Source organism: Kitasatospora sp. MBT66, from assembly GCF_000710405.2.
GTDB lineage: Bacteria > Actinomycetota > Actinomycetes > Streptomycetales > Streptomycetaceae > Kitasatospora > Kitasatospora purpeofusca.
The window spans coordinates 819,363-826,830 of sequence record NZ_JAIY01000006.1 but is presented as its reverse complement, the minus strand read 5'-3'; the positions used below and the strand labels follow the sequence as shown (position 1 = coordinate 826,830).

The 7,468-nt window shown below is 74.9% G+C and carries 5 protein-coding genes; 4 read left to right on the top strand and 1 reads right to left on the bottom strand.

Going from position 1 to position 7,468, the window contains the following annotated elements:
• Nucleotides 1-71 precede the first annotated feature (71 nt).
• A complete protein-coding gene (locus tag BI06_RS16145; protein ID WP_043468772.1) occupies nucleotides 72-743 on the bottom strand; it encodes a bifunctional DNA primase/polymerase in 672 nt (223 codons plus the stop codon).
• A gap of 576 nt (nucleotides 744-1,319) precedes the next feature.
• Between BI06_RS16145 and BI06_RS16140 the strand changes: the two genes are divergently transcribed.
• The 4 genes from BI06_RS16140 to BI06_RS16125 all read left to right on the top strand — a co-directional run.
• On the top strand, nucleotides 1,320-2,774 hold the full coding sequence (locus BI06_RS16140; RefSeq protein WP_030396728.1) for a hypothetical protein: 1,455 nt from the start codon (nucleotides 1,320-1,322) through the stop codon (nucleotides 2,772-2,774).
• A gap of 438 nt (nucleotides 2,775-3,212) precedes the next feature.
• Nucleotides 3,213-4,577, top strand: a complete 1,365-nt coding sequence (locus BI06_RS16135) for an ammonium transporter (RefSeq protein WP_043468769.1) — start codon at nucleotides 3,213-3,215, stop codon at nucleotides 4,575-4,577.
• Entirely contained in the window at nucleotides 4,574-4,912 is a 339-nt protein-coding gene (locus tag BI06_RS16130) for a P-II family nitrogen regulator (protein ID WP_030396730.1), read from the top strand. The genes BI06_RS16135 and BI06_RS16130 overlap by 4 nt, the downstream gene beginning before the upstream one ends.
• Before the next feature lie 149 nt (nucleotides 4,913-5,061).
• The coding region (locus tag BI06_RS16125; RefSeq protein WP_043468766.1) for a [protein-PII] uridylyltransferase at nucleotides 5,062-7,468 on the top strand (2,407 nt) is incomplete at its 3' end.

Genomic DNA, 7,468 nt, shown 5'->3' with positions numbered 1-7,468 from the left:
GGGAGCGGACCCGGCCGTGCCGGGGGCGACTCCCGCCCCTTCGGCTCGGAGGCGAGCGTGCGAAAAGACAGCTAGGCGATCCAGGCCGGTTCCGGGGTGCGCTCCCGGCCGCGGTGGCAGGCGTAGGCGAGGGTGCCCAGCAGCAGCCGGGCCTCGGGCGGGCAGCCCGCGTTGTCCCGGGTCGGCCGGCGCAGCCAGCGGACCGGGCCGAGGCCGGCCAGCACGGTGGGCGGCGCGGCGACGAAGCTGCCCTCGCCGTGGCAGGCGAGGTCGAGCGCGGCGTCGTCCCAGCCCATCCGGTAGAGCAGGTCCGGCAGCCGCCGCGCGGTACCGGCCGCGACCAGGAACTGCAGCCGCCCGGTGGGCGCGGCGAGCACCGGCCCGACCTGGGTGCCCATCCGCTCCAGCCGGACCAGCGCCTGGAGGCCGGCCTGCTCGGGGACGTCCAGGACGTCGAAGGCGCGGCCGGTGGGGAACAGCACCGAGGTGTCCGGTCCGGGGCCGGCGTCCGGGCCGGCTCCGGGGACGGGGTGCAGACCGGGGGCGGCGCAGCGCGGGGTGCCGCAGTGGCAGCGCTCCGGGGTGCCGGCGGCGCGGGCCGGCTCGCCGACGACGACGGCCCAGCCCCACCGGCCGGTGTACTCCGCGGCCGCCTGGCTCGTGGTGACGCGGGCGCGACGGCGCGCGCCCAGCGGTGCCAGCCGCAGGCTCCCCAGTCGAAGTTCGCCGAACAGGTTGTCCATGCCTCCCCCAACAGGTTCTGGTTGCCGATGGTTACGGGACGGTGACTTTGTGTTGATTGTCCGTTGCGTGGTGCGTTGTGCGGTGACGGCGCGCAGCGCCCGGTGTGCGCCAGTTGCGGTGATGTGCCTCGGGCGCCGCCTTGTGGCGGGCGGTACGGATGCCGGATCGTCTTGTGCGCGGGGCTGCCGGTGATCGGTGCGGGTGGCGAAATCCCCTGCGGCGGCGGCGGTTCGCCCGAAGGGCCGGATATTTGTGGGGACTTGGCGGCCCGCATATGCCGGACCGTCGGGACCTCCTAGTGAACCGTCTGTCGACAGCCTTCGGTTCACTCCTGGGGGTGGCGAAAGGTGGCGTTTCGCCAGGGCCGCTCCCCGGGGCAGTACGCGGGGCGTTACGTTCAGCACACGGACCTCGTCAGGGGACCGCTCCGGGCCCTGGGGAGCCGGGAGTTGGGGAACTGACGGTTCGTCTGCGACGGCAGCGCCGCAGTTCGGCAACGGCACGGCTGGCAAGAGCCCGCAACCGTCGGGCGGTCACGATCGGGGCCCCGCGGGGGCCGGGCGGGATGGGGACCCATGGCAGAGAAGCAACCCAACGAGAAGCTGACCACGTGGTTCGCCCGCAGCGGCTGGTCCAAGGGGGAGTTGGCCCGCCAGGTCAACCGCCGGGCCAGGCAGATCGGTGCCCACCACGTCTCCACCGACACCTCGCGGGTGCGCCGCTGGCTGGACGGCGAGCAGCCCAGGGAACCCATCCCCAAGATCATGTCGGAGTTGTTCTCCGAGCGGTTCGGCTCGGTGGTCTCGATCGAGGACCTCGGCCTGCGCGCCGCCGTTCCGGTCTCCACCGTGGGCGGCGGCGTCGACCTGCCGTGGAGCGCCCCGCAGACCGTCCAGTTGATCAGTGACTACTCCCGCAGCGACCTCATGCTCAACCGGCGCGGCTTCCTGGGCACCTCGCTCGCCCTGACCGCCGGCGCCGCCCTGATCGAGCCGATGCAGCGCTGGCTGGCCCCCGGCCCGAACGGCGCCCCCACGCCGATCCTGGCCGCGGCCAACGGCGGCGAGCCGTTCACCGGCCGGCTGTCCGAGCCCGAGCTGGAACTGCTGGAGCAGACCACGGTCATGTTCCGCCAGTGGGACGCGCAGAACGGCGGCGGGCTGCGCCGCAAGGCCGTGGTCGGCCAGCTCCACGAGGTCACCGACCTGCTCCAGGAGACCTACCCGGAGCAGACCACCCGGCGGCTGTTCCGGCTCACCGCCGAGCTCGCCCACCTGGCGGGCTGGATGTCCTACGACGTCGGCATGCACCCGAGCGCGCAGAAGTACTACGTGCTGGCGCTGCACGCCGCCAAGGAGGCCGGGGACCGCCCCTTCGGCGCCCTGATCCTCACCGACATGAGCCGGCAGATGATCCACCTCAACCGGGGCGAGGACGCGCTGGAGCTGATCCACCTCGCCCAGTACGGCAGCCGGGACACCGCGACCCCGCGCCAGCAGTCCCTGCTGTACGCGATGGAGGCGCGCGCCTACGCCACCATCGGCGAGGTGAACCGGTGCGCCCGGGCGGTCCGGTTGGCCGAGGACACCTTCACCGACATCCGCGAGGGCGACGCCGACCCGGACTGGCTGAAGTTCTTCTCGCCGGCCGAGCTGAACGCCGAGAACGCGCACTCCTTCCGCGACCTCGCCTACCACTCCGACAACGGGGCGCTCTACGCCTCGATGTCCGCGCCGGTGATGGAGCGCGCGGTCGACCTGTTCCGGCAGGACGGCGACCACGTCCGCTCGTACGCCTTCAACCTGGTCGGCATGGCCAGCGTGCACCTGCTCCAGAACGAGCCGGAGCAGGCGGCGGTCTTCGCCGAGCAGGCGGTGGACATCGCCACCAAGGTCCGCTCCGAGCGGCTCAACTCCCGGGTGCGCAAGACCACCGAGGCCGCCTCGTCCCGCTACCGGGGCGTGGACGCGGTCAGCCGGCTCAAGGAGCGGGTGGTGCAGGACATCCCGGAGTACGTCTCGGTGGTCTGAGCCGGCCCCGATCCCGACCTCTGCCCCGATCCCGACCTCTGCCCCGATCCCGACCTCTGCCCCGATCCCGACCTCTGCCCCGATCCGGGCCTGACCCCACCCTGATCCGGCCACGACCCGCCGACCGTGCCGTCCGCCGACGGCACGGTCGGTGTCGTTCGGTGTCGTTCGGTGTCGGCCCGTGCCACTCGGCGCCGTCCCGTTCCGTGGCGCTGCGGGCACACCCCGTGCGGAGCGGCCGTACGGTAACCCCTCCGGCCCCGTGACACGGCCGGGGTTCACGCGCGTGTAACCCCGCCGTCGCCCTCGTCACGGCGGTGAAACAACCGGCAGCATCGGCCGAAACCGGCCTTCGGCACGCTCCTCCTCATCGCCGACGCCCCGGTGCACGGGACAGGAACCCGGGTGCGGATCGGCTTCCAGTCAGGAGGTACGCCGATGCCGGACGGCTTCAGCGCGGGTGACACCGCCTTCGTACTCGTCAGTGCGGCCCTGGTCATGGTGATGACCCCGGGGCTGGCCTTCTTCTACGGGGGGATGGTCCGGGCCAAGAGCACACTGAACATGCTGGCGATGAGCTTCCTCTCGCTGGGCATCGTCAGCGTGCTGTGGGTCCTCTACGGCTACTCGCTCAGCTTCGGGCCCGACGCCGGCGCCGGTCTGATCGGGAACCTGGACTTCCTGGGGATGCAGGGAATCGGCCTCGACGACCTCGCCGGGACGATCCCGGTGACGGCCTTCTCCGCCTTCCAGCTGATGTTCGCCATCATCACCCCGGCCCTGATCAGCGGGGCGATCGCGGACCGCGCCAAGTTCACCGCCTGGGGCCTGTTCGTGGCGCTCTGGGTCACCGTGGTCTACTTCCCGGTCGCGCACTGGGTGTTCTTCTTCGACGGCGGCAACGGCGGCTGGCTCGGCGACCGCAACGGCGTGATCGACTTCGCCGGCGGGACGGCCGTCCACATCAACGCCGGTGTCGCGGGCCTGGCGCTGTGCCTGGTGCTCGGCCGACGGATCGGCTTCCGCAAGGACCCGATGCGCCCGCACTCGCTGCCGCTGGTGATGCTCGGCTCCGGGCTGCTGTGGTTCGGCTGGTTCGGCTTCAACGCCGGCTCGGCGCTGGCCGCCAACGGCGTCGCGGCGATGGCCCTGATCAACACCCAGGTCGCCACCGGCGCCGCGCTGATCGGCTGGCTGATCTACGAGAAGCTGCGGCACGGCGCCTTCACCACCCTGGGCGCCGCCTCCGGCGCGGTGGCCGGCCTGGTGGCCATCACCCCGGCCTGCGGCTCGGTCTCCCCGCTCGGCGCGGTGGCGATCGGCCTGGTCGCCGGAGCCGCCTGCGCGGCCGCGATCAGCCTCAAGTACCGCTTCGGCTTCGACGACTCGCTCGACGTGGTCGGCGTGCACGCGGTCGGCGGGGCGATCGGCTCGCTGCTGGTCGGCCTGTTCGCCACCGGGACGGTCGGCCAGACCGCCAAGGGGCTCTTCTACGGCGGCGGGTTCGAGCAGTTGGGCAAGCAGGCGATGGGCGTGGCGGTCGTCGCCGTCTACTCCTTCGTGCTCTCCTGGCTGCTGGCCAAGGCGATCGACCGGACGATCGGGTTCCGGGTCGCCGAGGAGGTCGAGGTGGCCGGTATCGACCAGGCCGAGCACGCCGAGTCCGCGTACGACTTCAGCGCCCTCGGCTCGGGCCTGGGCCGGTCCTCGGCCGCCCCGGCGCCCGCGACCGCCGTACCCGCCGCCACCGCTGTCGCCGCCGTGGCGAAGAGCACCGAGAAGACCGAGGTGGACGCCCGATGAAGCTCATCACCGCCGTCATCAAGCCCCACCGCCTGGACGAGGTGAAGGCCGCCCTGCAGTCCTTCGGCGTGCACGGCCTGACCGTCTCCGAGGCGAGCGGCTACGGCCGCCAGCGCGGCCACACCGAGGTCTACCGGGGCGCGGAGTACACCGTGGACCTGGTGCCCAAGGTCAGAGTCGAGGTCCTGGCCGAGGACGAGGACGCCGACCAGCTGATCGACGTCCTGGTCGAGGCGGCCAGGACCGGGAAGATCGGCGACGGCAAGGTGTGGACCGTCCCGGTCGACACCGCCGTCCGGGTCCGCACCGGCGAACGCGGCCCCGACGCCCTCTAGGCCCCCAGGCCCTCCAGGCCCTCCGGCGCCCCACTCGGCAGTCCCTCCCGCGGGCCTGCGACCCCCCACGGTCGCAGGTCCGCCGACGGCGTTCCGGCGCCGGAACGACCGACCCGCACGACCCGCACGACCACGGACGGGGACTTCACATGACTTCCCACACCGACGACTCCCGCCCGGGCCCGGCCGGACCGGCCGATCCCGCCGCCGCCAGGGCCCGGCTGCTCACCGCCCCCGGGCCCGGCGGCCGGGCCCGGCGCGCCGAGCTGTCCGCGCGCACCGACGACTGGCTGGCCGCCCTGTTCGCCTCGGCCGGCGCCCCCGCCGGGGTCGCCGTGGTCGCGGTCGGCGGCTACGGGCGCGGCGAGCTCTCCCCGCGCAGCGACCTCGACGTGCTGCTGCTGCACGAGGGCCGGCTGGACCAGGCCCTGCCTGAGCGGCTCTGGTACCCGGTTTGGGACTCCGGCGCCGCCCTGGACCACTCCGTCCGCACCCCGGCCGAGGCGCGGGCGGTGGCGGCCGCCGACCTCAAGGCGCAGCTCGGCCTGCTGGACGCCCGGCACGTGGCGGGCGACCCGGCGCTGACCGCCGCGCTGCGCTCCACCGTGCTCGCCGACTGGCGGGAGGGCGCGGTGCGGCGGCTGCCGGAGCTGCGCGAGCTGGGCCGGGAGCGGGCCGAGCGGCACGGCGAGCTGTCGTTCCTGCTGGAGCCCGACCTCAAGGAGGCCAGGGGTGGTCTGCGGGACGTGGTCGCGCTGGACGCGATCGCCGCGAGCTGGCTGGCCGACGCGCCCCGGGAGGGACTGGACGCGGCCGCGCTCCGGCTGGCCGACGTCCGCGACGCGCTCCACCTGGTCACCGGCCGGGCCACCGAACGGCTCGCCCTGCAGGACCAGGACCAGGTCGCCGAGCGGCTCGGGGTGCTGGACGCGGACACCCTGCTGCGGCAGGTCTACGAGGCGGCCAGGACTGTCGCCTATGCCGCGGACGTCACCTGGCGGGCGGTGGACCGGGTGCTGGCCGCCCGTTCGGGCCGGGGCCGGCGTCCGCTCCGCCGCGGCTTCCCGTTCGCCGGTCCGTTCGGCGGCGCGTCCGGTGCGGCCGGACGCGGCGCGGGCGCGGTGGCCCGGGGCGCGGTGGATCGCCGGCCGCTCGCCGAGGGCGTCGTCGAGATGGACGGTGAGGCGGTGCTCGCCCAGGGCGCCCGCCCGGCGGCGGACCCGGTGCTGCCGCTGCGCGCCGCGGCGGCGGCCGCGCAGAACGGGCTCACCGTCTCCCACGCGACCGTGCGCCGGCTGGCCGCCGAGTGCCGTCCGCTGCCGGTGCCCTGGCCGGACGAGGCGCGCGAGCAGCTGGTCACCCTGCTCGGCGCCGGCGAGGCCTGTCTGCCGGTCTGGGAGGCGCTGGAGGCGGAGGGGCTGATCACCCGGCTGCTGCCGGACTGGGAGCGGGTCCGCTGCCGGCCGCAGCGCAACGCGGTGCACCGCTGGACGGTGGACCGGCACCTGGTGGAGACCGCGGTGCGGGCCGCCGCGATGACCCGCCGGGTGGCGCGGCCGGACCTGCTGCTGGTCGCCGCGCTGCTGCACGACCTCGGCAAGGGCTGGCCCGGCGACCACAGCGAGGCGGGCGAGGTGATCGTCCGCGACGTGGCCGCCCGGATGGGCTTCGACCCGGAGTCGGTGGAGACCCTGGCGGTGCTGGTCCGCCACCACCTGACCCTGGTGGACACCGCGACCCGGCGCGACCCGGACGACCCGGCCACCGTCGAGGCGGTCACCAAGGTGGTCACCACGCTGCCCCGGCTGGAACTGCTGCGGGCGCTGACCGAGGCGGACGCGCTGGCCACCGGCCCGGCCGCGTGGAGCGGCTGGCGGGCCTCGCTGGTGGACGGCCTGGCGGCGCGGGCCGCCGCCCGGCTGGCCGGGGACGCCGCCTCGGGCCCGGAGCCGGCCGCCGCGCCGACCGCCGAGCAGGAGCGGCTGGCGGTGGAGGCGGCCAGGACCGGCGAACCGGCGCTCTCCCTGCTGGCCCAGGCCGAGGCGGACACGGCCGGTACCGAGCCGATGGGCGTGCGGCTGCTGCTGGCCGTCCCGGACCGGCCGGGGCTGCTCGGCACCGTCGCCGGGGTGCTGGCCCTGCACCGGCTGGCGGTCCGCTCGGCGGGGCTGCGGGAGCTGGACCCGATCGGGGCGGGGCCGGTGCTGCTGCTGTCCTGGACGGTGGCGGCGGAGTTCGGCGAGCTGCCGGAGGCGGCGCGGCTGCGGGCCGACCTGCGCCGGGCGCTGGACGGCTCGCTGGACGTCGCGCGCCGGCTGGCCGAGCGGGACGCGGCGGCCCCGCGCCGGCGGGGGATCCCGACCCCGCCGCCGGTGGTGGCGGTGGCGCCCCCGGTCGCCTCGTCCACCGCCACGGTGCTGGAGGTGCGCGCCCACGACGCCCCCGGGCTGCTGCACCGGATCGGCCGGGCCCTGGACGGCGCGGGGGTACGGGTGCGGACGGCGCACGTCTCCACCCTGGGCGCGGACGTCGTCGACGCCTTCTACCTGACCGACG

Coding starts and splice junctions, on each gene's coding strand:
- BI06_RS16130 (WP_030396730.1), top strand. CDS start 4,574: ATGAAGCTCATCACCGCCGTCATCAAGCCCCACCGCCTGGACGAGGTG.
- BI06_RS16145 (WP_043468772.1), bottom strand. CDS start 743: ATGGACAACCTGTTCGGCGAACTTCGACTGGGGAGCCTGCGGCTGGCA.
- BI06_RS16140 (WP_030396728.1), top strand. CDS start 1,320: ATGGCAGAGAAGCAACCCAACGAGAAGCTGACCACGTGGTTCGCCCGC.
- BI06_RS16135 (WP_043468769.1), top strand. CDS start 3,213: ATGCCGGACGGCTTCAGCGCGGGTGACACCGCCTTCGTACTCGTCAGT.